Source organism: Acinetobacter piscicola, assembly GCF_015218165.1.
In the GTDB taxonomy this organism is placed as follows: domain Bacteria; phylum Pseudomonadota; class Gammaproteobacteria; order Pseudomonadales; family Moraxellaceae; genus Acinetobacter; species Acinetobacter piscicola_A.
Genome location: NZ_CP048659.1, coordinates 1,848,902 through 1,871,244, shown reverse-complemented (window position 1 = coordinate 1,871,244; position 22,343 = coordinate 1,848,902). Strand labels below are relative to the sequence as shown.

Below are 22,343 nucleotides of genomic sequence, written 5' to 3'. Positions count from 1 at the left end.
TCAAGTGTCAACAAAGTAGATTATTTAAGCTGCTGAAAATGAGTTCCCTCTTCTTCAAATCTCTCCAATTTCCCTTTAATCCAACGAATTACAGAACCTGACTCAACTGCATGTGGTTCAAATCGTTCAATCGTATAACCCATGTTTTCAGCGAGTTCATATTTATTAAATGCGTTTGCAATCTTCTTACCACCACGGCCCACTGACCATGAGCTACCCACAATTTCAATAAGAAGATTGAGCTTCACAATATAGAAATCAAATCGCCAATTTTTCGTGGGCTCAAATTGAAATTTTCTTCGATAACCAATGTTATTTTCTTCTAGTTCTTGGAATAGGGTTTCTTCAGCTTCTAAATATTTTTGTGTTGCTTTGGGTAATGGGCGAGTTTTGGATTTAGGCTTTAATGGTTGCTTCTTGGTAAGTGCGGTGTATTCGGAAGTCTCCATACTTTTACCCCATAAAATAAACCACCCGAAGGTGGTTTACTTGATATCTTCTGATTTAAGAGGATTTGCTTTCCAGCGATTAGCTAAACACTCGAATTCTTTAAATAAAGTATCCTTTTTCGCAGCCTCTCTTAATTCAGAAACAGCTCCATTGCAAATACCCCAAAATTTAAGCATTGTTGAGCAATACATTCTTTTAAACATTTCCTCGTCTAAAAGATTTTTATTTATGCCAATAGCATAAAATTCATAACGATTTAGTACTTTCAACAAGTGCATCCTAACTTCTGCTTCATTTTTAGTTAAGGCACTTTCCTTAACACTCAGGAGTGAAGCTAGATGCTCTCTAGTACTCTCACTATCGCTCAATAAAGCATAATATTGTTTAGGATTCTCATTAAACCTAAGAACAACCATCTTTGAATGAAAAATAGTCTCATCTTTATTATCATCCAAAATAGTATCTAAAGTAGCTCTTTCTCTTGATGTTTCTTTTGAAGAATGGATTGTTGTGTATGCTATATAAGCCGAAATGGCAAACACTATTAGTTGCGAAAAAACTAGCCAATCACTAATTTTCCACCCACCCAAATCTAAGTAAGATAAAACATCATCCGAGATTAAGAACATAGATATTAAAAAAGCAGATAACGCTAAAAAAAACGTTATTCTGCTTTTGGTATTCTGTGAAGTTAGGGTGTTACCCATCCCAACCCTCGAAAGCACAAGTATTTGATGCAATAGCTTTATCTTTATTAATATAATTCATGAACATAGCCATAAATACCTCCAAATAATAGTGATAAAAAAGCCCAATTGATCATTTGATATTAGGCTTATTCACAACTATATGCACTATGACCATTCCTGTCAATGCCTAACTGTAATGAATTGTCAAGCCCTACAGCCTGCTTGGATGTTAAATACTGTCGTGCTACATCACCCGTACATGATGTCACCTTGATGTGGGCAAAAAGAAACCCTCCAAAGAGGGTTGATATATTTAACTAAAGCACATCTTGTAATCCAATATCTGAAACACTATAAAAAAGTATTTCAGTTCCAATTGGGTGTTTATCTAAAAGGATTTGAGTAACCTCATCCTTGTCTATAGCACCATCCCTATTGGTAATTTGACTAGATTTCACATAAGTCGTAAAAGCAACATTATCTGCAAAATAACTTATCAAGTGCGCAGGCTGCTTTCCTAGTGGTGGATTCATTTTTACTTCAGTTTGAAATCCCATATCTTAATCCTAATTAAAAATTAGATTAAACGATAAGCTATTCACAAACATTATTCAAGCCAGAATGTAGTTACAAGTATATGTTTTTTATAAAAAAATACACTATTCAAAACTATTACATTATCCAAAACTACTTATCTTATTTATGTTGAGTAAAAATATGGCACGCCATACAGGATTCGAACCTGTGACCATCCACTTAGAAGGCGGATGCTCTATCCACTGAGCTAATGGCGTATTAAAAAGGACATGGCAATCTGCCACATCCTGCCTTTAATTTCGATACTGATCAGCTCGGCAACTGATCTACCGCTACTCAACACTACTGCTTCTCAAAGTTAGCTATTGATACGCTTTGTGTCTTTCAGTCTCTTTTGGTCGGGGAGTCACCCACAATTTAAGGCTCTGAGGCTAACTCAATGTGTGACGAAATCACATTGGATTCAAACCGATTTATACGACTAGTTTCGCATCACACCCTTTGCGCTTATAGCTATGTAATTAGATTACACAGCGTCACAAATCCATGTTGCCGAAGCTAACTTTTTCATGAGTCAATCCTCAATTATTCACACATGAATAGCACATGCACCTTTTAAAATATAGGCGTAAAAAAGACGCCTAAGCGCCTTAAAACTATGTTTCTACAAGTTTATTCAGGATTATCAACCAAACAAGTCGCTAATAAAACTGCATATTCATAAGTCATATTAGACGTATATTGTGAAATATCCTGTTCATTACTTTTATAATAATCATCATTATATGTATCTTCCACTATTTCAGTGAACTCTTTCGTTAGGTTTTTATCCGTCTTTATATCCGTATATAAAACTTCTAAACCTTTTACTCTTTTTAGCGCTATTTCTTTTGACACGCCATCAATTTTCCAAAATCCCGTAAGTACATGTAGTTGAGCAATTTTTTCACAATAATCTGCATGAGCAAATGAAGGAATAAGCATTAAAAGAAAGATTATTTTTTTCATATAATTTTATACTCAAAACAAAACCCCGCAAATGCGAGGCTCTAAAACTTCAGTGGTTTGCTTAAAACTTCGTCCACTATAACAGAAATATGCCATATCTCGTGCGCACACTCAAGAAGTTTCTTTAAAATCTTCAAATTTAAAATGGCTGAATCGACTTCTAATAAATGCCTTACCGCACTTTATGTCTTGCCGAATTTGATTAACAGTAGTGTCAGAACTTACAGCAATTTCACGTAATGAATTACCTAAGACATGATGTGACCAAATAGATGATAGCCAATCTTGCAAAATCTCATCATTAATAGATTGAATATCTAAAAACAAACGTTGAATCGCACGCGCCTCATTACTATCTAACTCGCAACACGTACCCTTACGGCGTACACATAAACGATCCTTTAGCTCTACATCATTCATATACATGGCGAGTAGCTTTTCACGCTGCTGCTGCGTAATACGTTTTGTTGGCATAGTCTTTACAACTCGCACCATCGTTTCATTATCACCATTGATCCAAGCACCAAGCTGACGACACCATTCTTCGAAACTATACTTCTTCCAATCCGTTGCTTGCATAATCGTAACCGCTGCATTCATACCCATCACTCCACCAACCGTCTAATCTCATCAATCGCCTTACCGCTTTTCACCTGCTCAGTGCTATACCGATACACTGAATAACCCAACGCTGTAGCTGAGTTGTATTTCTCCATATCTGCTATGTAGCCTTTCCCTCTTGTGTGCCTCCCACTACTCCAAATCCCACCTTCAACCTCGATCAAAACATTGCTACCCACAATATAAAAATCCGCCCTCCACTTGCGTTCAGGATTAAATTGAAACTCTGCCTGAAACTCGATGTTGTACGACTTTAAATGCTGTGCGAGCGTAGCCTCACCCTCACTGACTACTCGTTCTTTTTTCACTGTCATGCGGCGCTTGCTACGGCGTGGTTTTGCATACTTGGCTTTGTATTCAGCGGTTGATATGCTGCTCAAATCACTCGCTCCAACATTGTCAAACATGAACGATATGCAAACGCATATTCTGAGTTGTTATTCTTTACAGCATCACTCACAGCAAGCTTTAAGCATGAGATTAAATGCAAATGCTGACTATTCAGCTTTGACCATTTACTCTTGTAATGCTCAAGCTCTTTTTCAATAACCTCTAAACGCTCAACCGATTCAACATAAGAGAGTTGGTTAAAGCATTCGCCATATTTGCAATATCCCGCCTCTGGACAATCCTGTGCAGCATTTTGGCAACGACTTATTGCATTGCCATAAATTTCATGATCAGTGCTTAGTAGATCAGCTTCACACGGGATGCGCTTAATCATACTCACCTCGCAAAATCTCTCCCGATTCATCTTTTGGATTAACTAAATGATTTAAGTGACTAAGCAACTTTGGTAAGACTTCCTTATGCGAAGCATGAGTAGATGCTAATACGTCTAAAAATTGACGAACATAAAACTCCAAGTCTTCAATCCGTTTGTCTTTCTTCTTTAGCTCCCTATACAGACAACACTGACCTCCCGCCAAGTCATCGTTATATTGTTGAAGCAGCTCAACCTCAGCCTGTTTTAATTGCCACACATCTGACATTAATTGAACTTCTGGCACCATAAATCTGTAGTCAGAATGATTTATTCTCTCCTGTTGAAATAAGATTTTTGGCGATCTATTAGGGAACTTTGTAACAACGTATGCCTTGAACTCTTCGGAATTACCTAATAGTTGGTCTACCTTTTTTCTAGCCTCACTAAAATCACCAACCAACATTGCGCCACCTTCAATTTTCTCATGGCTTAACTCTGCATAAGCTGCAAGTTCTTCCGCCTCAGATCGTCCGTAATAGTGGTGTTCAATAGCAGTGCTTAATGTTTCCAAATCAACCCAATCACTATCCGAATAACGTGTTTGCCATTTACTTTCAAACTATTGCTCCACAAAGTATCCAACTTGTCGAAAGTATGTCTTAAAGCTCAATCCCCACTTAACTGGAAAATTAGATTCAGGCGCACCTGCAACAATCGCCTTCGCTTTTTCAATACCACCCACTTTTTCGATCAAGCTTTCATGGTTGTTTATAGTTGTCATGCCGCACCTCCAAACACCTTAGGGCCATCCCAAGCCTTACAATCCTCAGCTTTAACCCAACCAATTGTGTTTGAGCCAAATCCTAACCATCTCACACCCTTGCTAATACGGATTTGCTTGATCTTATTAGGGCGACCTGTACTCGGGTGTGTGACGTAATTGCCTATTTGAAAATTCATACCGCACCACTCTTTTGCACACGCTGATCTGCCCAATTACACTCAACCACCGTCAAACCATCATGTTGAAAGCGAGACCAAAGACGATCTCCTAAGTCTTTTTGCAATTCAGCTAAAGTGAGATTTGAAATCAGCATGGTCGGCTTACCTGCGTCATAACGTGCATATAAAACTTTATGGACCAGTTCCAAGCGCTTTTCGCGATCGTGTAAACCGTATTCATCCAAGATCAATAAGTGGTATTGAGTAAAATCATGAATTACAGATTCTTCAGATTGACCTTTGCTGTCCTTATCCCAAGCATTCATGATTTTTTGAGTAAGTTCTTCGCTGGTGATATAGCGAACATACAGTCCTTTGCTGAGTAGAGTTCTTGCTGCTGCACACGCTAAATGTGTTTTACCAACGCCAGTACTACCCACCATGATTAAATTTGATTTAACGCCCATTGCGATTGATTTGGTGTAACTCACACACTGACTTCTCGCATTTGCTTGACCAGGATTGTTTGAATCCAACATGTAATTTCTAAATCCTGAATTTGCATGACGAGCTGGAAGCATTGCGCTTGAGAAATGTTTATCACGAACCATACGATCTACTTCAGCTTGGCGATCTTGATTGGTTGTTTCAACGTGATTCACGGCGCACTTAGGGCAAGTTTGAAATGGACCAGACTGAACCTTAGCAATACGGTGTATGGTGCAATATGCTTCCACTTGTTGAAAACCGTGGTTGATTAGAGAAATTGCATTCATCAGTAAAAATCCTCTGGTATGTCAACATGATCAACAGGTCCTTCGTACTGTGGTTGATTTGCCCATGCTTCGTTGACATTGCGATTTGCAGGTTGAGTTTTTTTGTTTTCAGCGCGTGGTGGTTTTTTCGCTGTTGATTTATTGCGCTTAATCCACTTCACAAAATTTGAATACATTTGAGTGTCTGTGATTTTTCCTAGTTTTAAACTTGGCGAATAATGCGAGTTCACCTCAATCAAAACTTGCTCAGCTTGATCTTGAGTCATTGCTTGTTCACCAGAGCGCTGTAACCAAGAATTCAAAGAATGCAAATCAGGTACCCAAAGATTTAAAACTTCATCGACAGAATTTTTAGGCGAATTCTCTTGTGTGTTTATATCTGTAGTAATCTCTGAAGTAATCTTGTGTATAACGGATTGATGATCTGACGACCCCGAATTAATGTTTTGCTTATCCCCGAACGCTAAATCTTCATTTCGGGAATTTGCAATTTGAATTTCGCTGATTTCAGCTTTGATTACGTTGGTTTGATACCAATGATCGAATACAGCAATATCTAATTTATAGAAAATCTTATGCTCTAATCGTTTTTCAGTCTCAACTAGAATACCTAGTGAACATAGTAATTTTCGAGCTGTACGCTGTTGGCTATATGTTAGCCCTGTTTCTGCCGTCCACTCTTCAGCAGTCTTATAAACGCCAAGCTTATTATCAGTTTTATCACTCCAATAGATCAACTGAGATAGCATGATGCCAGCAAGTGGATTACCTAATGCAATACCAATAGCGGGATAATAAGCAACTGCTCGACCTAGACCTTTTAGTGTTGAATAGTGACTCACGCTACACCTTCCTTGATCTGTAAAAATCGACCGTAACGTGCCACTCTTCCAGCACGTACCAAGCTTGCAGCGATTTCACTCGCTTGCCACAAAGAGATCCTGTGGTAGTTCATCAATGATTCAATGAATTCTTGCTGTAACACCATGGCATTATTTTCATCACGATTGATCTTGCGTAAATTGGCTTTGCGCACTGAGAGCAATGAACCAAGCGTGTGTAACGCAGGTTCATGCCAAGATTGAATGATTTGCTCAGTGTTCATGACACCTCCGCTAAAGCATGTTCAGCTTCGGTTAAACGGCGGTTGGCGTGGAGTTCAGCGACGGTGGCTTGGCGTATATTTCTAACGCTCACGCAAAATCCAGCGGCAATTGCCATAGTTTTGCTAATGCCAGATTTAAATAAACTAACTTGTGCTGTATCACCTACGGCATTCTCAAATACATAGAGATTGTTGGTATTAGGTCGCCAAGCCTCTGTTATACACACCACATCACCGACCAAGAAATCACTTTCAGTCGATTCTAATTCCAGCGAATTCGAGGGAATTAAACAGTGATTACACGGCTCGTTTTTAAACTCGGTACACTTGTTAGTGCATGGGTGTTTTGGTATATTTGATTTCATATTCATTGGTTTCCTACTTGTGAATTGAGACCGCTTTCCTGTTCGCGCAAGAAAGCGGTTTTTATTTAAATAAAATCCGCATGTAGTCAGGAGAATTAAAACAATTTCTCAATAGTTCTCGTGTCGCCTCTGCTGTTTCAACAGAACAATAAACATCGTCTGCAGCGACTATCTTTAAGCCAATAAGCTGCAACAGTTCGCAAAAAACATCTAACTCGGACAAACCATTGTTTTTCTTTTCATTTTTCATCTTTGAAAGTGTTGTCGGATCGAGACCTAATTTGCTCGCAATCTCTCCATTGTTTACAACTGCAAGAGATTGCAAAATCATCGATCTTGCATTTCTAGCACTTTCTGATAATTCGATTAATACTTTGCTCATGAGTTCTCCTAAGCAACAGCCTGATTTGTAGCTTCTTTATTTGTGTTTGAAATTTCATTTACCAAAGCATCTAGAGCAGCACCTTTTTCATACTGAACGCTTTTTTGAATTGAACTGAGAATGCGGGAAACGGAACTTTGCTTAATGCCCGTCTTAAGCTGAATAGTTTGTTGCGTATATCCCTTAGATTTTAGAAATAAAATCTTCTCTTTTAGTGTCATGGTTAAAATCCTCACAACGTGACTAATTCTTATTTTATGCATATTTGCATAATAGTCAATGCAAATGTGAGTTATTTTAGTCTAAATATGCTTTTTCGCATAATATAGTTAATGCGATTTTTTATAGGTATCGTGATAAATGAGTTATCTCAAAAGCAATATTGATTATTTGCTAAAGAAAAATAAAACGAATCCAAATGATTTAGAGCAGAAGCATCCACAAATTAAGCAATCAACTCTATTTCGTATTCAGAATGGAATTACCAAGGATCCACGTAGATCTACGCTTGAACCTTTTGCTAAATGGGCTGGTGTAACCGTTTCTCAACTGATTGAAACCGACTTATCTCAAGTGCCAGCAGATGAAACGGCGCAAAGTAAAGTTTCTTTAGCAAAAGACAAAGATGTTGAATTTGCCCCTGTTAGATTTCGTGAGGCTGATATTCCTGTTAATCCTAATCATGTACGAATACCTATTTACAAAAACATCAAAGCTGCTTGCGGTGCGGGAATTGAGAACTTTTTAGAAGACATTAGTGATTATCTGCAGGTTGACCCACTTTTCTTAAAAATGATGGGTGTTGAATCAAATCCCCAAAACTTAAGAATTATTTATGCAGCTGAATACAGCATGTACCCAACAGTGGCACCGAATAGTCCATTGTTTGTAGATATTTCAGATAAAGATCCGAGTACATTAAAAAGTGGCAATGTATATGTCTTCATGCATAACTACGAATTAAGAATGAAGCGTATTTTTGTTAGCTATGGATCTAATACTGTAAGGCTTGCTAGTGACAATCCTGATAAGAATAGATATCCAGATGAATTTATAACGAATGAACAGCTTAATGAGATTAATTTTGTGGGACGTTTAGAGTTGGCTTTGGTTAAGCCATAAAAATTAAAAACTGCGAACCCGACGCAGGCCTTTGGATCGGGTGGAGAAAATAATGGGGATACTTGATAATATTATTTACATGCCATCGGTAAGAACTAGTAAGTATAATTTAGGGGCTTTAAAAGAATTAAGTTCTGCCGTTAAAGCACAAATAATACCTAGGGTCATATATCACTAAAATATCAATTGAGCACAGCCACATCCCCCATCCCTATGATGGCTTTTCTTTTTCAGTATAATTGTATCTTTGACATTTAATATAAAGGGTAAAAACTTGAAATACTTAATCGGTTCTTCACTAATTGCTATCGCATTGACACTAACAGGTTGTAACTCGTCTCCTATACAATCAACCAAACCCGTGGAAAGCACACCAAGTATTCCTGCAGAAACCCAAGTAATTAACTTTGTAGGACCAATGGATCTTACCATCCAACTAAAATCATCAGACAACTTTGAAACGGCAGAAATGACTGATAACTCTGGACGAGTAATTCACTTAAAAGCTGCAGTATCAGGAAGTGGTGTCCGTTTGGCAAATGATGATGGTGTATCTATTCATTTTAAGAATGGTGAAGGAGTGGTTGAGTTCGTAAAAGGCAGACCAGTTAACATTACTGAATACAAAAAATAATCTTTAAAATAAAACCCACATGATGTGGGTTTTATTTCATATGAGCCAAATAAAATCAGAGGGCAACTAAAAGGTGCATTTTATGCATCAAAAAATAGTTCTTCTACAAATCTTGTGCAATATCAAATATAAAATAATAATATTCGATAAAATACCGATAACTATGTCTCACTCTCACCCCAGAATTTGAGTGTATTTCTTAAATATTAAATTGGCATCGAATTTGCAACTAGAAAACTACAAATCTTAAAATTTACTTAAGAACGGAGTTTTTATTTTGAAAAAGTCACTTTTATCACTATTCGTTGTGGGTTGCTCAATCTTTAGTTCTGCTTATGCTGATGATTTTGTTGTACTAAAACAAATCTCTGATAAACCTACAATTCTTAAAAGTGGACCTTATGCTGGTAACTATTATGTTCCATCTACACTTTCAACAATTCAATGGGGCTACTTGCCAAACAAAGACTCTAAATCTGTATTAACTATCCCATCTGGCAGTACAGTAACATTTGATACAGTTTCTCATGAAGGTTTACTTGAGGATCAAGGGCGTGATGCAGAAAAGTATTTTAAATCTAAAGGTGTAAAATCAGATTCTATTTTGGATGAAGCTAAATTAATTACCAAATCAAAACTAAAACATGACTTCTTTAAAGATGGTCCACACATTATTACAGGTCCTGTAGCGATTGAAGGTGCCATGCCTGGTGATGTACTAAAAGTAGAGATTCTTAAAGTTGAGCCTCGCGTTCCTTATGGGGTAGTTTCAAACCGACACGGTAAAGGTACACTGGTTGGTGAATTTCCTAAAACACCAGCAAGTCCAAACCCTTCAGTTGATAACCCTGCATCATTCGGTAATGTTTCTATCTTTACCCCTATCGAAAAAAATGAAAAAGGTGAATATGAAGGTGTTATGAAAACAGCCTCAGGGAAGTCTATTCGCTTTCCGTTATATCCATTTATGGGAACCATGGGAGTTGCGCCAAATACAAGTGAACCTGTGAATTCAGTACCACCATCATTCTTTGGAGGTAATATTGATATTAATGAACTCGGTGCTGGCGCAACAGCCTACTACCCTGTCCAAGTACCTGGTGCTATGTTTTACACTGGGGATGGTCACTTTGTTCAAGGGGATGGTGAGGTTTCTTTAACGGCTCTTGAAGGATCAACTCGCGCTACATTTAAAATTACTCTACTCAAATCAGGTCGAGACAAAATACTTGGTAAAGAGATTAAGCAACCCTTAGCAGAAAATGCAGAATTCTGGATCACCCCGGGTTTAGATGCTGACCTTGACGAAGCAATGAAGAAGTCTACTCGTGAAGCTATTGCATTCCTTAAAAATGAGTTTGGTATAGAAGAGGAAATTGCTTACGCTTATTTAAGTGCAGCAACTGATTTTCAAGTTTCTCAAGTTGTAGACAAAACTAAAGGAATTCATGCCATGATTCGTAAAGCAGACTTTGAAGAATTTAAAGAAGAAAATAAAAAATAATTAAATATTGAAACAAGAAACCCTGCAATTGCGGGGTTTTCTTTTGTCTATTAAATCACAAATGCATAAATAATGCATTTATGCATAAATTCATATTGCATTTAATAATGCATATATGCATAATTGAATCACAGGCAACAAAAAAACGCATTGACCTCTTAACTCCAATGCGCTTTTTACAACTTAATGCGAGATCAATTATGAATGCAAAACTAAATTCCATCAACCCCACTGTTACACACAGTGTACAGCCAAAGCGCTTTTTCCAAGTATTCGCGCTCAGTGCTCTAATCACTACGGGTGTAGCTGCTTTCATTCATGAGCCTAAGGCCACTGAATACAAACCGCCTTTAGCATCTGAATACATCCCTTCCACTTATGCTGTGCAAACCGTTGAAATCACATCAATGAGCACAGGCTATGCGGTTATCCAACTTGATGACTTTACTGTGAAGTTCCCTTTTAGCTATGAAGCACATAAAGACAGCAACGGCGTACCAGGTTATGACTTCACAGCTGTAGAAATTAAAGAACTCGGCGAAATCAAAGTCTTTGATGAAAAAGGCAACCCATATCGCGACTTCACCGACCAGATCGACCACCGCAACTTTAATAACGTGCTCGTGGGTTTTATTGAAAAAAATCATTTGGTGGAGGCGATCTGATGACAACTTCTACTCAAAAACAACAAGTGATTCACTTCGGGAAATACCGTGGCACTGCCCTTGCAGATCTAAAGCATAGCTATGTGCGTTGGTTGCTTACATTAGAAAATCTTAATGCTGCTTTACGTGAAAAACTCAATCAATTGCCTTGGGTTCAAGAAGAATTAGCACGTGAGCGTGACTTTCAAAGACGTAAAGCTTTGGCAATCATGTTAAGTAAGCCTTGCTTCCAACGTGATACACGCTACTCAGTGAATCAACGCATTGCCTATAACAATGCTAAATACAATAACTAAGGGGGCTGGTCATGACAACAAATAATCTTAAGATTTGGAATGATGTTAAACAAACTCCTAGCAACTTCCTGAAAAAAATTGAATTTGGTTATCTTAAAGGTAAATCTGATATTAACCCACAATGGCGATTAATGGCCATGACTCAAGCATTTGGTCCTGTAGGTCATGGTTGGACATATCGAATTGTGCGTACCTGGTCTGAAGCTGCACCCAATGGATCTATTATGTGTTTTGCAGAAGTTGCTGTTAAAACTAAATTCGAAGGTGCATGGGGTGAAGAATTCTCGGGTATTGGTGGTTCTGAAATTGTTGAGATAGCTAAAGGTCAATTAAAAGCTAGTGATGAAGGTTACAAGAAAGCAGTCACTGATGCATTGGGTGTAGCATTTAAAGCCGTGGGTGTAGCCGCCGATGTATATCTTGGAAATTACGATGGTAGTAAATATTTATATGAGTATGACCATGCTTATCAAGCAGACAAAATACTTACTCAGTCGCAAAATCAAGGCTCACACCAATCTAATCAACAACAAAACCAGAACATGCAACAGCCTGTTCAACAACAAACTACCCCACTAAAACCCAAGGATACTCGAACACAGCAACAGATCTATAACTCTGCCTTAGCTGCAATTCAAAAGACTGAAGATAAAAGTGTTTTGCTCACTGCTGCTAAGACATTTAAAGGCACAAAATATGAAACACATATTAATAATGCCTGTCGTGCTCGAGCAGATCAAATGGGTTGGCCAACAAAACAAACCCAACAAAATCAAAACTCACCACAACAAGCAATGCACCACTGAGGGATAACAAATGGATATTTTAAACGCTAAACAAGCTTTTGAAGCAATGTCATCTGGTCAAGCAGTGTTGTGTCGTGCAGTCGGGCAACTGCTCGACTTTGGCGAGTTGAGTCAGTTCCCTGCTACTGTGTTCTTTGGTGCTGATTACGAGTTTTGCCTTGCACCTCGTTTTATGACGATTGGTCAATTAGATCTAGAAGTGCCTGAGTGTATCCAAGGTGCAGATGATTTAATCAATTCTGCCATGTATTACGCACCTAATCTTTTAGATTTAAATCGTCCTATTGAAATTTTAAGTACTGCCGACAATGTTACTTATTTAAAACGTTTGATCGCATCAAAGCTTTTACACAAGACTGCAGATGACGCAATTGCGCATGCACGTGCATTCATTACTTTAAACGGCGGTTCATTAGATCCTATCGAAGTTGAAGCTCCAGCTGCGATTGAAAGCACTATCGCAGAAGTTAATAAATCAATTCCTGTTGAGACTGCAGAAGAAAAGCCTATTAAAAAGCGTACACGTAAAGCCAAAGAACCTGTGGTTGAAGCGGAACCGGCACCAAAAAGTAACCCTGCTTTCACCGTTGAAGATGTTGATGCAATAGAGACGGATGCAAACGCAATAATTGAAAAGTTCACCACTCAAATTGCCAATTGCACCACGACAGATGCAGTGCTTTCATTGCGCCCAATATTTCTCGCCAATGGTCATTTGGGGCGTGAACAGCATCAATACTTGTGCAAACTAACTGAAGACAAATTACTTGAGTTAGATCCCAAAACGTATACACCTCAGTCTAATATTGAGATTGCAAGCCAAGAAAATGTAACCGTTTCAGAAGACAAACCAAATGAGGATTTTTCTCTAAATAGTGATGAGGAAAAATCTCACATAAGCGCTGAAATCAAACAGGACCTAACGTACAAAATTTTTCAAATGAGCGCTGAGGAATTGGATGCCATTACGACTGAGATTCACAACAATCCTAAGTTGATATTTACACACAAAAATCATCTGGATGGGCATATTGAACTTCGTAGAAAAGCTTTGGCCAAAGAAGCAAATGCAGAAGCTGAACGTGAATATCAAACAAAACTTACAGATTTAATCAATAGAGCGAGTCAAGCACAAAGTCCTGCTGAAGCCAATGCTTTGGTTCGATATACAAATAAATGGTCAGCTGAACAACGCCAACCTTTATTACAGGCAATTCATAAACGCTTAAGCGAGTTGAGTGTTGATGCTCAACCTATTGAACAACCACCATCATTGATGGTGCAGATCTAAAATGCACCCGACCTTACCACGTTAGATGCACTAGAAATTGATGTTAGTGGTCGTCATCCAGACATTCAGCCGAAACTCATGGGCTACATTCGTGCACGTCGATTTGAGTTAGAGAATGGACCTAATGGAGATGCTCAATGAAACAGGTAGTTAAATCAAAGAACCTCGATGCGTTTCGCATCTGGTTCGCAAAACTCGGATATCAAGTTACACGCTTAAAAGGTAAAGGTTTTACAGCTCGCACCAATAATCGATATATCAGAAAACGTCATCACTATGTTCTTGTGACTGATTCACTAAGTGGAAATCAGGCAGCTTATGAACTCGGTCAAGAATTTGAAGACCACCTTCGTGCACCTGAACAGACTTGTACAGAAAAGGCAGGAACAGAAATCCTGCAACTAGTCAAAGGAGATAAAAATGGAGTTTTGTCTTTTGTTGCTTGAAATTATGTTGCTCGTGAATGGATTTGTATTTATTAACTTTGAATTGGAGAAAGATTAATGGGGGCACTTAAAAAATATGTTGTCACTTTTGAAAGTACAACTCCGCCTCAAATCGTATTAGGACAAAACATTGGTGGTGCTGTTGTTAAAGAATTAAAAGAAGTTGAGATTAAATTGGTCTCAGCAGCTCAACTCGCTAAAATTTACAACCTAAGTGTAAATACAATTCGAGATAAGTTGGCCAGTATTAATCAAGGTACGGCAGGAAAATTCCTTTATAACCCAACTCATGCACACACATTGTTAACACAAAAAACCAAAAGAGGCAGACCGAGAGCTAATTAGCTCTCGGTTTCATTAAACATCTCAACTAGATCCTGCGCGTCTGGGTTGTAATAAGTATTGATTAATATCCCAATAGTCTTATGCCCAGTAATTTTCGCCAAAACTTCCACAGGTAACTTCCTAACTTTCACCATTCGTGTAATCGCTTCATGCCGTGTATCATGAAAATTAATATGTGGTAGCCCTGCTTCACCTCTTACTCTAATCCAAGTTCTACCCAATGACTTCTGCTTTACAGGAACAATATAATCTTGATCCAAAGGAATGAGATCTAAAAGCCTTTTAGCTTCTTTAGATAATGGTACATTTCGAGATTCACCGTTTTTTGTCATGGGTAGAAAGATAAAACCGTCTTTTATATGTTCACGCCTCATTGCTAAAATCTCGCCTTGGCGCATTGCAGTTTCAAGTGCAAATAACATAGCCCAGCATGTGTAATGCATCACTCTAGTTGGTTTTTTTGTTATATCCCATTTAAAAAACTGAATTAATCTTTCTTGATCTTCAATACTGATCCGCTGATTACGCCCCTTGCCTTTATCTGGCTTAACAACGGTTTGCCAAACATTACGGTCAATTAAAAATAATTCTTTTTGTGCATAGGTGATAATGGATGAAAACATTGCAAATTCTCGCAATGCCGTACTGCTTTTAACTTCCTCAAGGCGCTTGTTACGCCATCTAACAACATCATTGGGTGTAACGTCATGAATAGACTTTGTGGCCAGATCACCCAAAATTCTGTCGATATTATCTAACTTATTTCGAATCACATATGCAGACTTTAATTTACTGCCTTTCTCGAGATAATATTTTTCACAAAGTTGCTTAAATGGGAAGCTAGGTTTAATACCTTGATCAACTTGCGCTTTACCAGTCTTAAGTTCTAATAATTTCAAAGCAGCCCATTGTTCACATTCTTTTTCAGTGTCTCTTGTGGCACTGATTCTCTGCCCATTAAACATTAATTCAATACGGAATGAGTTGCCTCTTTTGCGTGGCTTTGGGATCTTCATTTCTGGCGTAATCTTGGCGTAATAAACTTACAATTATTCTTATTTTATAGTAAAAATAGGTAAAATACTCATCTTTTAGCGCAACATAAACGACAAAATAGCTTGTGCTAAAAAATAATTTTTCAACACAAGCTATTGATAATGTTACTTATCTGTAGCAACCGAAGCTTCAGTAGTGATATTTACAGTGATTTTATCGCCAACATTTGGCACATAACCACCAACACCAAATGCAGAACGGTTAAATGACGTTGTTGCATTAAAACCAATTGCCTGTGCTTTAGTCATCGGATGCACGCCTTGTTTGTTTAGCACTGCATCTAATACCACAGGTTTAGTCACATCTTTCACAGTTAAGTTACCTGTAATTTTGTATTTGTTTTTACCTAGAGCTTGTACTTTTGTACTTTTAAACGTGATGTTTGGATATTTTTCAGCATCAAAAAAGTCAGCAGTTTTTAAATGCTCATCCAAAGCTTTTACATTGGTATTTAAGCTTGCTAATGGAATGGTTACATTCACTGAAGAATTTGCAGGTTTTGCATTATCTACAGAGATTGTTCCCTGAATGTCACTGAAATTTGCTGATGGTGTAGAAAAACCAAAGTGATTCCAATTAAATACTGTCGCCGTATGCGTTGGATCAATTTTATAATCCACAGGTTTTGCAACCGAAGCTACAGCAACTGATGCAACAACTAAACCGAATGTAAATGCTTTAATGTTCATGTTTTTAATCTCACTTCTGAATGTTTTCAGTTTAAACTTTTTTAATCTTAAATCAGCGTTACTTGTAAAACGATATGTTGCATGAATAGAACAATCAATCCAAATAATGGTGATTTCTCAACCAATCAAAATATCACTGTTAAAAATTATCTTAAAAACTAACTGAAGTGAAAATCAAGATAAATATATGTAAAAAGTTACCTGCTATATCCATGCTTAAGCTTAAATCTTTCCATTAAAGCTGAACAAAAAATACGATACTGATTGCTTATGTTGGCTTAAAACAACCAAACAGCATTTTGCAGATAGATCATTTCTGTGCAAACAATGTAGCAAAATCGTTATTAATCAGGATATTGTCATTACAAATCAATAGAATTGCCTTAATCAAATATATGAGAGGTTTTTACTTTTGGAAAAGTTTGCTTTTATCCAAAATATTCAAGATTGGTCAGATCAATATCCTTGGTTAGAGATGCTAACTTCACTCAGTATTTTGATTTTTTTCGCTTTATTGGCAAATTTTATTGCTAAACAAATTGTGGTACGTGGCATCCGCAAATTGATTGAAAAATTAAAATTCGCAAATCGTGATATTTTGTCACAGCATAGTGTTATTCGCCGAGTTGCGAATATTGTTCCTGCAATTGTCATCATTAATGGTATTGTCACAGTTCCACATTTATCAGCAAAAGTGATTTCTATAGTACAAATGTTGGGACAAGCTTTTATTTTTGTCACGATTGCCTTAGCGATCAGTGAATGTCTCAGTATTTTTAATTTAGTCTATCAAAAAAATCCGAAGTCAAGAAACAAGCCAATCAAAGGCTATTTACAGTTAATTAAACTGATTATTTACATTGTCTGTGCTTTGCTGATTTTAGGTACATTCCTGAAAAAAGATGTGTTTAGTTTACTTGCTGGCTTTGGTGCAATGGCTGCTGTGTTAATGCTGGTGTTCCAAAATACCATTTTATCCTTAGTTGCTTCCGTTCAAATTTCATCTTATGACATGGTACGGATCGGTGATTGGATCGAAATGCCATCGTTAAATGCGGATGGTGATGTCATTGATATGTCATTACATACCATTACGGTACAAAATTTTGATAAGACCTTTACCACCATTCCTACCAACAAATTGGTCACAGATACCTTTAAAAACTGGCGCGGAATGAAGCAGTTAGGTGCTAGGCGTATTAAGCGTTCTATTTTTATAGATCAAAATAGTGTGCATTTTCTCAGTGCGCAGGAGCAGAAAAAATTAAAAGCTTTTTTATTATTAGATACATATTTGGATGAAAAACAAAGTGAGTTAAAAGAGTTTAATCAACAATTTTTAAATGATGCTACATTTAATCAACGTCGCTTAACCAATCTTGGGACGTTTCGTGCTTATGTCACTGCTTATTTAAAACAGCATTCGGGTATTTCTCAAACTCAAACGGTTATGGTTCGACAAATGCAACCAACCAGTGAAGGTTTACCATTGGAAATTTACGCTTTTGCCAATACTACAATTTGGGGAGATTACGAGATGATTCAATCTGATATTTTTGATCATCTAATCGCAATCTTACCTGAGTTTGGTTTGAAGATTTATCAGGCCCCTTCTGGCTCAGATCTACAAGCTATGTTTCAGCAAAATCATATGGTAAATCACGATCAGCATGTTTCATCTTAAAGATGAATATTTCATTGCACTCAGTTGCGGGTGCAATGGAGATTATTTTAAAAAATACAATTGATCTCTTGCGAAAGTAAAAATCATCTCAATATAAATTTCATGAGATATCAGAAATTAAACCTTTTTTCAGATTCTGAATTCAAACCTTTGGTTGACGTACCTCGTCAGGTTTTTGCTGAGATGGTAGAGTTCCTAAAAAATCAAAATCAGTTAAAAAGAAATCAGGTCGTCCTCATACTTTAAGTATAGAGGATCAATTGTTATTAGCCCTCAATTAATTACCTAACCACAACACTCAATTGGAATGAGCAGCAAATTAACATGTCGCTGAAAGTAATGTGAATCGAACCATTAAAAAAGTTGAAGATGCATTGATGAAATCAAGATGTTTACCCTACCAAAACGAAGTATTACCACAGCAGATGAACACTTTAACTGGGTTATAATTGACGCAATAGAATGTTCAATAGAACGCCCGAAAAAAAATCAGAGTAAATTCTACAGTGGTAAAAAGAAGAAATTTATACTAAAAGCGCAAGTAATTTATCATCCGAAGAGCAAACAAATCATAAGCATAGATCTATCGAATAGCAGTCAGCATGACATTAAGCTAGCAAGAAAAACAATGAATAAATTCAAACATTGTAAATATGTTATGATTGATTTAGGATATTAAGTGAAAGCTATGGAAATAGAAGGAAAAGATTCGGTTCACGCATTAACTTAATCGCTGTACTAGTCAACTGCATAAACTCGCAATGAGTACTTTCGCAAGAGCTTTATTAGATGATAAATGGATTTATACTAGTAACAGTTATAAGGGAAATGGTTATAATAGTTTCAAGAAAATAGCTAAAGATGAGAGATCATGGTGTGATTTAATTCACTCTTTTATCTAAATAATTTTGAAACCCAAATTAGTCATAATTAAATAACATAAATCCAAGTGTTATAATATCGGTAAACACAGAAGGCTCAAAAACAAACTACAGCTTAATTATAAGATTATAACTGTACTCAGCACATTCAAATTCATCTAAAACGTGTTGTATTTCTATCGGAATGAGGGATTTAGCATTCGGTAATGTAACAATATAGACGAGATCATACCACTCAACTTTTTGCATATTATCAGTACAATAAAAATCATTTCGATCATGAAAATACTTTGTGTATTGCCCCTCGATATCTCTAAGTTCATATCCACATTTATGCTTTAAAAGTAAGTCAATCAAATTAACGATAGATTGTTTCTTCTGAGGAAACAAATCTGGTTTTTCAAACTGAGTAAGCATCAATTTACTTGCTTGTTTTAAATATTGGGTATCAAAATTATCTGACCAATCTAAGCCCATATAAGCCCATGCAGATAAGTTCTCTACAGCTTCCATATTTTGAATTAATATATCCGTACTTTTAAAACATCGATATTTAAATATTTTTTGTTCGGGTACTGTTGTATAAAGAATTTCCGTGTCAAATCCCAATCCACAAGAGGCAATTTCACTCTCCCTAAATAGCTCATCTCTCAATTTTAAACACCATTCATTTTCATAAGAAGGAATATGATTGGCAGTGATTCTACAAATTGCTGCAAATAAATCAGGATGGATATCTAAATCTGACATCTTATTCTCTTTTTTTCAAATGATTTTAAAAGCTTACATTTTCAATTAACAAAATTAAAGCCCCATTTAGGAGCTTTATATTTATCAATTTCAACTTACAACTTTTCTACCAAAATTCGATCGATTTGCTTTAAACCTGTTTGCTTTTCATGGTTTTTACGGCGGATTTTGATTTGCTTATCTTCAGCCATATCCTGAAGTAACAACTCTACAGCAACCATTGATTCAAGCGGTAAATCTTGACCAATCCATTTTTGCTCACCCGCATCCATCAGCACAATTTCATCGCTAATTTGCTCATAAAGACTCATACTTTCCTCACTTATGGTATCTAATTCACCATATTTCATGAAAACGAAATGACGTTGCTCACTATATACCTTTTAATAAAAACTGCTAGTAGAATTTGATCATTTTACGCACAATTTTAAAAAGATATCACCAAAATAAAAACGCCTCACGAGGAGGCGTTTCCATCTATAACAATTTATAAATTAAGCTGTTAATTCTTTTACAGCAGCAACAACAGCTTCAGTGGTAATACCAAAGTGTTGATACAAATCTTTCGCAGGTGCTGATTCACCATAAGTCGTCATACCAATCACTTTGCCGTCTAAACCAACAAACTTCCACCAGTAATCCACATGAGCAGCTTCTACAGCAACACGCGCACGAATATTTGCAGGAAGAACCGCTTCACGGTAAGCAGCATCTTGTTTTACAAATTCCTCAGCACATGGCATAGACACGACACGCACACCATCAAGCTGTGCATATGCTTCCATAGCCAATGAAACTTCAGAACCTGTTGCAATGATGATTGCTTTTAATTCACCTTTTTCTTTCGCAAGGATATAACCACCTTTTGCCACGTCAGCGATTTGCTCAGCTGTACGCGTTTGGAATGGTAGGTTTTGACGAGAGAAAATTAAAGCTGTAGGACCTTCACTACGTGTTAAAGCAGATTTCCAAGAAATAGATGCTTCAACTGTGTCGCATGGACGCCAAGTATTTAAGTTAGGTGTACCACGCAAAGATGCGATTTGTTCTACAGGTTGGTGTGTAGGACCATCTTCACCTAAACCGATCGAATCATGTGTATAAACATGAATCACACGTTGTTTCATCAATGCAGACATACGTACTGCATTACGTGCATATTCCATAAACATCAAGAATGTTGCTACATAAGGAATGAAACCACCATGAAGTGCAACACCGTTTGCAATCGCAGTCATACCAAACTCACGTACACCATAATGCACATAGTTACCAGCAGCATCTGATTCTACACCTTTTGCACCTTTCCAAAGGGTAAGGTTTGAACCTGCCAGGTCAGCAGAACCACCTAAAATTTCAGGAAGTAATGGTGCAAACGCTTGGATAGCATTTTGGCTTGCTTTACGTGTTGCAATTGTTTCACCTTTTGCATTCACTTCTGCGATATAAGCATCTGCTTGAGCTAAGAATTCATCTGGCAAATCACCATTTAAACGACGTTTAAGTTCTGCCGCTTCAGTTGGATATTTTGCAGCATAAGCAGCAAAGGTTTCATTCCAAGCCGCTTCAGATGCAGTACCTTTTGCCTTTGCATCCCATGAGGTATAAACATCTTCAGGAATCACAAATGGTTCGTCTGTCCAACCTAAAGCTTCTCGGGTTAATGCAATTTCATCATTCCCTAGAGGAGCGCCGTGGCAATCTTCTTTACCTTGTTTATTTGGTGAACCTAAACCAATAATTGTCTTACAAATAATTAAAGTTGGCTTATTTGTTTCTGCACGTGCTTCAACAGTTGCAGCACGAATCGCATCACTGTCATGACCATCTACACGAAGTACTTGCCAGCCGTAAGCAAGGAAACGTTGTTCTGTATCATCAGAGAACCAACCTTCCACTTCACCATCAATCGAAATACCGTTGTCATCATAATAAACAACAAGTTTACCTAGACCCAAAGTCCCTGCCAATGAACATGCTTCATGGGAAATACCTTCCATTAAACAACCATCACCCAAGAAACAGTAAGTGAAGTGATCAACAACTTTAATATCTTCTTTGTTGAATTGTGCTGCTAACGTTTTTTCAGCAAGCGCAAAACCCACTGCATTGGCAATACCTTGACCCAATGGACCTGTGGTTGTTTCAATACCCGGCGCATAACCCAACTCAGGGTGACCTGGTGTTTTTGAATGCAATTGACGGAATGATTTTAAATCTTCAATTGAAAGATCATAACCAGTTAAATGTAATAATGCATATTGAAGCATTGAGCCATGACCATTTGACAATACAAAGCGGTCACGGTTCGCCCATTGTGGATTTGTTGGATTGTGATTTAAAAACTCACGCCATACCACATCAGCGATATCTGCCATCCCCATTGGTGCACCTGGATGTCCAGAGTTTGCTTTTTGCACAGCATCCATTGCGAGTACACGAATTGCATTGGCAATACGACGTTCATTCAGTGGGGTTGTCATAGATCAGAGTCCAATAAATTTGAAAAAATAACAATATGAATAGAGATTCAAAAACCCCTATATTGTCGTAAAAAAACAAGCAAGCGTAAAGCCTACAACAGCATATTTAT

General features: G+C 37.3%; 31 protein-coding genes, 1 tRNA gene and 1 pseudogene. 11 read left to right on the top strand and 22 right to left on the bottom strand.

The window, feature by feature from the left end:
- Nucleotides 1-20: 20 nt before the first annotated feature.
- The 17 genes from G0028_RS09145 to G0028_RS09065 all read right to left on the bottom strand — a co-directional run bounded on the left by G0028_RS09145 (nt 21) and on the right by G0028_RS09065 (nt 7,802).
- The gene (locus tag G0028_RS09145; protein WP_180047990.1) at nt 21-449 is read right to left on the bottom strand and encodes a hypothetical protein; all 429 of its coding nucleotides are present in this window, start codon (nt 447-449) and stop codon (nt 21-23) included.
- A gap of 36 nt (nt 450-485) precedes the next feature.
- Nucleotides 486-1,157 (bottom strand): DUF4760 domain-containing protein, encoded by a 672-nt coding sequence (locus G0028_RS09140; protein ID WP_180047992.1) that lies wholly within the window; start codon nt 1,155-1,157, stop codon nt 486-488.
- Nucleotides 1,158-1,456: 299 nt separating this feature from the next.
- Nucleotides 1,457-1,696, bottom strand: coding sequence for a hypothetical protein (locus G0028_RS09135; RefSeq protein ID WP_180047994.1), 240 nt, complete (start codon nt 1,694-1,696; stop codon nt 1,457-1,459).
- Between the two features lie 161 nt (nt 1,697-1,857).
- Nucleotides 1,858-1,933 (bottom strand) — tRNA-Arg (locus tag G0028_RS09130).
- Nucleotides 1,934-2,348: 415 nt separating this feature from the next.
- Entirely contained in the window at nt 2,349-2,684 is a 336-nt protein-coding gene (locus G0028_RS09125) for a hypothetical protein (protein ID WP_180047996.1), read from the bottom strand.
- Between the two features lie 111 nt (nt 2,685-2,795).
- Nucleotides 2,796-3,284 (bottom strand): hypothetical protein, encoded by a 489-nt coding sequence (locus G0028_RS09120; protein WP_180047997.1) that lies wholly within the window; start codon nt 3,282-3,284, stop codon nt 2,796-2,798.
- A 5-nt stretch (nt 3,285-3,289) separates the two neighbouring features.
- On the bottom strand, nt 3,290-3,685 hold the full coding sequence (locus G0028_RS09115; protein WP_194088758.1) for a hypothetical protein: 396 nt from the start codon (nt 3,683-3,685) through the stop codon (nt 3,290-3,292).
- On the bottom strand, nt 3,682-4,029 hold the full coding sequence (locus G0028_RS09110; protein WP_194088762.1) for a hypothetical protein: 348 nt from the start codon (nt 4,027-4,029) through the stop codon (nt 3,682-3,684). Before G0028_RS09110 ends, G0028_RS09115 begins: the two co-directional genes overlap by 4 nt.
- Complete coding sequence (locus tag G0028_RS09105; RefSeq protein WP_180045546.1) at nt 4,022-4,582, bottom strand: hypothetical protein; 561 nt, start codon at nt 4,580-4,582, stop codon at nt 4,022-4,024. Before G0028_RS09105 ends, G0028_RS09110 begins: the two co-directional genes overlap by 8 nt.
- A gap of 48 nt (nt 4,583-4,630) precedes the next feature.
- The gene (locus G0028_RS09100; protein ID WP_180045547.1) at nt 4,631-4,792 is read right to left on the bottom strand and encodes a hypothetical protein; all 162 of its coding nucleotides are present in this window, start codon (nt 4,790-4,792) and stop codon (nt 4,631-4,633) included.
- Nucleotides 4,789-4,971 carry a hypothetical protein gene (locus G0028_RS09095; protein WP_180045548.1) on the bottom strand — a complete coding sequence of 61 codons (183 nt, stop codon included), beginning with the start codon at nt 4,969-4,971 and terminating at the stop codon, nt 4,789-4,791. The genes G0028_RS09100 and G0028_RS09095 overlap by 4 nt, the downstream gene beginning before the upstream one ends.
- Nucleotides 4,968-5,729 carry an ATP-binding protein gene (locus tag G0028_RS09090; protein ID WP_180045549.1) on the bottom strand — a complete coding sequence of 254 codons (762 nt, stop codon included), beginning with the start codon at nt 5,727-5,729 and terminating at the stop codon, nt 4,968-4,970. The genes G0028_RS09095 and G0028_RS09090 overlap by 4 nt, the downstream gene beginning before the upstream one ends.
- Nucleotides 5,729-6,571, bottom strand: coding sequence for a hypothetical protein (locus tag G0028_RS09085; protein ID WP_180045550.1), 843 nt, complete (start codon nt 6,569-6,571; stop codon nt 5,729-5,731). The genes G0028_RS09090 and G0028_RS09085 overlap by 1 nt, the downstream gene beginning before the upstream one ends.
- Complete coding sequence (locus G0028_RS09080; protein WP_180045551.1) at nt 6,568-6,834, bottom strand: hypothetical protein; 267 nt, start codon at nt 6,832-6,834, stop codon at nt 6,568-6,570. Before G0028_RS09080 ends, G0028_RS09085 begins: the two co-directional genes overlap by 4 nt.
- On the bottom strand, nt 6,831-7,064 hold the full coding sequence (locus tag G0028_RS09075; protein WP_227554795.1) for a hypothetical protein: 234 nt from the start codon (nt 7,062-7,064) through the stop codon (nt 6,831-6,833). Before G0028_RS09075 ends, G0028_RS09080 begins: the two co-directional genes overlap by 4 nt.
- Before the next feature lie 196 nt (nt 7,065-7,260).
- Nucleotides 7,261-7,581: an XRE family transcriptional regulator gene (locus tag G0028_RS09070; RefSeq protein WP_180045552.1), complete on the bottom strand. Its 321-nt coding sequence runs from the start codon at nt 7,579-7,581 to the stop codon at nt 7,261-7,263.
- Between the two features lie 8 nt (nt 7,582-7,589).
- Nucleotides 7,590-7,802, bottom strand: a complete 213-nt coding sequence (locus G0028_RS09065) for a transcriptional regulator (RefSeq protein ID WP_130075292.1) — start codon at nt 7,800-7,802, stop codon at nt 7,590-7,592.
- A gap of 139 nt (nt 7,803-7,941) precedes the next feature.
- Between G0028_RS09065 and G0028_RS09060 the strand changes: the two genes are divergently transcribed.
- The 9 genes from G0028_RS09060 (at nt 7,942) to G0028_RS09020 (ending at nt 14,690) form a co-directional block, all read left to right on the top strand.
- Nucleotides 7,942-8,703: a helix-turn-helix transcriptional regulator gene (locus G0028_RS09060; protein ID WP_180045553.1), complete on the top strand. Its 762-nt coding sequence runs from the start codon at nt 7,942-7,944 to the stop codon at nt 8,701-8,703.
- A gap of 274 nt (nt 8,704-8,977) precedes the next feature.
- Complete coding sequence (locus G0028_RS09055; protein ID WP_174492742.1) at nt 8,978-9,337, top strand: hypothetical protein; 360 nt, start codon at nt 8,978-8,980, stop codon at nt 9,335-9,337.
- Between the two features lie 274 nt (nt 9,338-9,611).
- Nucleotides 9,612-10,841: an acetamidase/formamidase family protein gene (locus G0028_RS09050; protein ID WP_174493590.1), complete on the top strand. Its 1,230-nt coding sequence runs from the start codon at nt 9,612-9,614 to the stop codon at nt 10,839-10,841.
- Between the two features lie 200 nt (nt 10,842-11,041).
- Nucleotides 11,042-11,506 (top strand): hypothetical protein, encoded by a 465-nt coding sequence (locus tag G0028_RS09045; protein WP_174493591.1) that lies wholly within the window; start codon nt 11,042-11,044, stop codon nt 11,504-11,506.
- Nucleotides 11,506-11,802 (top strand): DUF3820 family protein, encoded by a 297-nt coding sequence (locus tag G0028_RS09040; RefSeq protein WP_180045554.1) that lies wholly within the window; start codon nt 11,506-11,508, stop codon nt 11,800-11,802. Before G0028_RS09045 ends, G0028_RS09040 begins: the two co-directional genes overlap by 1 nt.
- Before the next feature lie 11 nt (nt 11,803-11,813).
- Complete coding sequence (locus G0028_RS09035; RefSeq protein WP_194088761.1) at nt 11,814-12,608, top strand: hypothetical protein; 795 nt, start codon at nt 11,814-11,816, stop codon at nt 12,606-12,608.
- Nucleotides 12,609-12,618: 10 nt separating this feature from the next.
- Nucleotides 12,619-13,899, top strand: a complete 1,281-nt coding sequence (locus tag G0028_RS21295) for a hypothetical protein (protein ID WP_180045556.1) — start codon at nt 12,619-12,621, stop codon at nt 13,897-13,899.
- A gap of 137 nt (nt 13,900-14,036) precedes the next feature.
- Nucleotides 14,037-14,345 carry a response regulator gene (locus tag G0028_RS09025; RefSeq protein ID WP_180045557.1) on the top strand — a complete coding sequence of 103 codons (309 nt, stop codon included), beginning with the start codon at nt 14,037-14,039 and terminating at the stop codon, nt 14,343-14,345.
- A 57-nt stretch (nt 14,346-14,402) separates the two neighbouring features.
- Nucleotides 14,403-14,690 carry a DNA-binding protein gene (locus G0028_RS09020; RefSeq protein WP_180045558.1) on the top strand — a complete coding sequence of 96 codons (288 nt, stop codon included), beginning with the start codon at nt 14,403-14,405 and terminating at the stop codon, nt 14,688-14,690.
- Here G0028_RS09020 and G0028_RS09015 read toward each other — a convergent pair.
- Entirely contained in the window at nt 14,687-15,706 is a 1,020-nt protein-coding gene (locus G0028_RS09015; RefSeq protein WP_174492748.1) for a tyrosine-type recombinase/integrase, read from the bottom strand. The genes G0028_RS09020 and G0028_RS09015 overlap by 4 nt on opposite strands.
- Nucleotides 15,707-15,850: 144 nt before the next feature.
- Nucleotides 15,851-16,435, bottom strand: coding sequence for a YceI family protein (locus G0028_RS09010; RefSeq protein WP_180045559.1), 585 nt, complete (start codon nt 16,433-16,435; stop codon nt 15,851-15,853).
- 412 nt (nt 16,436-16,847) lie between these two features.
- Here G0028_RS09010 and G0028_RS09005 point away from each other — a divergent pair, with 412 nt between their 5' ends.
- Entirely contained in the window at nt 16,848-18,119 is a 1,272-nt protein-coding gene (locus G0028_RS09005) for a mechanosensitive ion channel family protein (RefSeq protein ID WP_174492749.1), read from the top strand.
- Between the two features lie 102 nt (nt 18,120-18,221).
- A pseudogene (locus G0028_RS09000) lies at nt 18,222-18,884 on the top strand (transposase).
- A gap of 224 nt (nt 18,885-19,108) precedes the next feature.
- Here G0028_RS09000 and G0028_RS08995 read toward each other — a convergent pair.
- The 3 genes from G0028_RS08995 to tkt form a co-directional block, all read right to left on the bottom strand.
- Nucleotides 19,109-19,750, bottom strand: a complete 642-nt coding sequence (locus G0028_RS08995; RefSeq protein ID WP_174492750.1) for a hypothetical protein — start codon at nt 19,748-19,750, stop codon at nt 19,109-19,111.
- Between the two features lie 95 nt (nt 19,751-19,845).
- Nucleotides 19,846-20,061 (bottom strand): hypothetical protein, encoded by a 216-nt coding sequence (locus G0028_RS08990; protein ID WP_130073642.1) that lies wholly within the window; start codon nt 20,059-20,061, stop codon nt 19,846-19,848.
- A gap of 183 nt (nt 20,062-20,244) precedes the next feature.
- Nucleotides 20,245-22,233 carry a transketolase gene (gene tkt / locus G0028_RS08985; RefSeq protein ID WP_180045560.1) on the bottom strand — a complete coding sequence of 663 codons (1,989 nt, stop codon included), beginning with the start codon at nt 22,231-22,233 and terminating at the stop codon, nt 20,245-20,247.
- Between the last annotated feature and the right edge of the window lie 110 nt (nt 22,234-22,343).

Bases quoted from the DNA above. Each gene is read 5' to 3' on its own strand.
- G0028_RS09145 (WP_180047990.1), bottom strand. From the start codon at position 449: ATGGAGACTTCCGAATACACCGCACTTACCAAGAAGCAACCATTAAAG.
- G0028_RS09140 (WP_180047992.1), bottom strand. From the start codon at position 1,157: ATGGGTAACACCCTAACTTCACAGAATACCAAAAGCAGAATAACGTTT.
- G0028_RS09135 (WP_180047994.1), bottom strand. From the start codon at position 1,696: ATGGGATTTCAAACTGAAGTAAAAATGAATCCACCACTAGGAAAGCAG.
- G0028_RS09125 (WP_180047996.1), bottom strand. From the start codon at position 2,684: ATGAAAAAAATAATCTTTCTTTTAATGCTTATTCCTTCATTTGCTCAT.
- G0028_RS09120 (WP_180047997.1), bottom strand. From the start codon at position 3,284: ATGAATGCAGCGGTTACGATTATGCAAGCAACGGATTGGAAGAAGTAT.
- G0028_RS09110 (WP_194088762.1), bottom strand. From the start codon at position 4,029: ATGATTAAGCGCATCCCGTGTGAAGCTGATCTACTAAGCACTGATCAT.
- G0028_RS09100 (WP_180045547.1), bottom strand. From the start codon at position 4,792: ATGACAACTATAAACAACCATGAAAGCTTGATCGAAAAAGTGGGTGGT.
- G0028_RS09095 (WP_180045548.1), bottom strand. From the start codon at position 4,971: ATGAATTTTCAAATAGGCAATTACGTCACACACCCGAGTACAGGTCGC.
- G0028_RS09090 (WP_180045549.1), bottom strand. From the start codon at position 5,729: ATGAATGCAATTTCTCTAATCAACCACGGTTTTCAACAAGTGGAAGCA.
- G0028_RS09080 (WP_180045551.1), bottom strand. From the start codon at position 6,834: ATGAACACTGAGCAAATCATTCAATCTTGGCATGAACCTGCGTTACAC.
- G0028_RS09070 (WP_180045552.1), bottom strand. From the start codon at position 7,581: ATGAGCAAAGTATTAATCGAATTATCAGAAAGTGCTAGAAATGCAAGA.
- G0028_RS09065 (WP_130075292.1), bottom strand. From the start codon at position 7,802: ATGACACTAAAAGAGAAGATTTTATTTCTAAAATCTAAGGGATATACG.
- G0028_RS09060 (WP_180045553.1), top strand. From the start codon at position 7,942: ATGAGTTATCTCAAAAGCAATATTGATTATTTGCTAAAGAAAAATAAA.
- G0028_RS09045 (WP_174493591.1), top strand. From the start codon at position 11,042: ATGAATGCAAAACTAAATTCCATCAACCCCACTGTTACACACAGTGTA.
- G0028_RS09040 (WP_180045554.1), top strand. From the start codon at position 11,506: ATGACAACTTCTACTCAAAAACAACAAGTGATTCACTTCGGGAAATAC.
- G0028_RS09035 (WP_194088761.1), top strand. From the start codon at position 11,814: ATGACAACAAATAATCTTAAGATTTGGAATGATGTTAAACAAACTCCT.
- G0028_RS21295 (WP_180045556.1), top strand. From the start codon at position 12,619: ATGGATATTTTAAACGCTAAACAAGCTTTTGAAGCAATGTCATCTGGT.
- G0028_RS09025 (WP_180045557.1), top strand. From the start codon at position 14,037: ATGAAACAGGTAGTTAAATCAAAGAACCTCGATGCGTTTCGCATCTGG.
- G0028_RS09020 (WP_180045558.1), top strand. From the start codon at position 14,403: ATGGGGGCACTTAAAAAATATGTTGTCACTTTTGAAAGTACAACTCCG.
- G0028_RS09015 (WP_174492748.1), bottom strand. From the start codon at position 15,706: ATGAAGATCCCAAAGCCACGCAAAAGAGGCAACTCATTCCGTATTGAA.
- G0028_RS09010 (WP_180045559.1), bottom strand. From the start codon at position 16,435: ATGAACATTAAAGCATTTACATTCGGTTTAGTTGTTGCATCAGTTGCT.
- G0028_RS08995 (WP_174492750.1), bottom strand. From the start codon at position 19,750: ATGTCAGATTTAGATATCCATCCTGATTTATTTGCAGCAATTTGTAGA.
- G0028_RS08990 (WP_130073642.1), bottom strand. From the start codon at position 20,061: ATGAGTCTTTATGAGCAAATTAGCGATGAAATTGTGCTGATGGATGCG.
- tkt (WP_180045560.1), bottom strand. From the start codon at position 22,233: ATGACAACCCCACTGAATGAACGTCGTATTGCCAATGCAATTCGTGTA.